We start from the raw sequence: 1551 nt of genomic DNA on the forward strand, positions 1-1551 counted from the left end.
CCTCCGCGACACCGACGACGACGAACCCGTTTGACGTAACGACCCGTTTCGCCCGGCTCCGCCGCGCTCACGATCGCCGCGGGCCTGACACCATGAAGCTATGTACGACTTGGAAGACACCATCCGGGAGCGGCATTCGACGCGGCTGTTCCTGCCCGACCCAGTGCCGCGCCACCTGGTGCGGGAATCGCTGGAGCTGGCCATGCGCGCGCCGTCGAACTCCAATGTGCAGCCATGGCACCTGGTTTTCGTCGCCGGCGCCGCCCGCGACCGGTTGGTGACCGCGATGCTGGAAAAGGCCCGCGCCGAACCGCCCCGGGTACCGCAGCTGCCTGCCGAGTTCGCCCATTTCCGCAGCGACACCGGCGCACACGTGTACGGCTCGATGGGCATCGCCCGCCACGACAGCGAGGCGCGGCGTATCGCCGTGTTGCGCAACTGGGAGTTCTTCCGCGCCCCGCTGGGTGCCATCGTGTGCATGCATCGCGACCTCGGCTACGCCGACAGCATGGGAGTGGGTATGTTCCTGCAGACCTTGCTGCTCGCCCTGACCGCGCGCGGGTTGGGAAGCTGCGTGCAGGTGGCGATCGCCGGGTACCCCGACGTGGTGCGCGAGCAGCTGAACATTCCGCCGGAGCTGAACATCCTGTGCGGCCTGTCCATCGGCTACTCCGACCCCGATTTCCCCGCCAACAGGTTGCGCATCGGGCGCGACGCGGTGGACGAGCACGCCGTGTTCCTCGACGAGTGAGGACCTCTGATGACACCCAAAGTCGCCGCTAATCCGCGAAGTTCACGTCCTTGGTGACGGATTTCCACTCTTCGATCGACGATGACAGCGCGGCGAGCTTGTCGCGCATGGCCTTGAGCACGTCACGGCCCAGCAGCAGCCGCAGCGGCGGCTCGTCGAGCGTGGTCACCATCAGCACGGCCTCGGCGACCTTCCTCGGATCACCGGGAAGATGATCGGCGAACTGCTTGATCAGGTCCTTGCGCGCCGCCACGTCGACGTAATCGGCGATCGGGGTACTCGACTCCTTCATCGATCGCGTCGCCCAGTCGGTGCGGAAGGCGCCCGGCTCGATGGCGGTCACCTTGATCCCCAGCGGCCGCACCTCGGTGGCGAGCGCCTCGGTGATCGCCTCCAGCGCGAACTTCGTCGACGAGTAATAGGCGTTCGGCGGATTGGCGACCAGGCCGGTCATCGAGGACATGTTGATGATGTGCCCGGAGCGACGGGCGCGCATCGCCGGCAGCACCGCCTTGATCATGTTGACCGCGCCGAAGTAGTTGACCTCGAACAGCTGTCGAACCTCGGCGTCCTCGCCCTCCTCGACGGCGGACAGGTAGCCGTGGCCGGCGTTGTTGACCAGGACGTCGATGCCGCCGAACGCCGCGTCGGCCGCCGACACCGCCGCCGCGATCTGCTCGGGGTCCGTCACGTCGAGCGCGACGGCCCTCGCCCGGTCACCGAACTCGTCGGCGAAGTCGCGCACCGAGTCGACGCGGCGCGCGGTCACCACCGCGCTGTGGCCCGCTTCCAAAGCGGCG

At 67.8% G+C, this 1551-nt stretch carries 2 protein-coding genes; one reads left to right on the forward strand and one right to left on the reverse strand.

The genetic code is table 11. The features are described 5' to 3' along the window. The first annotated feature begins 100 nt into the window (after positions 1-100). Positions 101-751, forward strand: coding sequence for a nitroreductase (locus A9X03_RS17645; RefSeq protein WP_067780133.1), 651 nt, complete (start codon positions 101-103; stop codon positions 749-751). Between the two features lie 28 nt (positions 752-779). On the opposite strand, the gene A9X03_RS17650 is transcribed toward A9X03_RS17645, so the two are convergent. Beyond that, positions 780-1551, reverse strand: a 772-nt coding sequence (locus tag A9X03_RS17650) for an oxidoreductase (RefSeq protein ID WP_068262198.1), incomplete at its 5' end; no start/stop codon positions are given.

Origin of the sequence: Mycobacterium sp. E1715 (assembly GCF_001667625.1) — a bacterium.
Taxonomy (GTDB): Bacteria; Actinomycetota; Actinomycetes; order Mycobacteriales; family Mycobacteriaceae; genus Mycobacterium.

Excerpts from the sequence above, each read along its gene's own strand:
- A9X03_RS17645 (WP_067780133.1), top strand. The coding sequence starts at position 101 with ATGTACGACTTGGAAGACACCATCCGGGAGCGGCATTCGACGCGGCTG.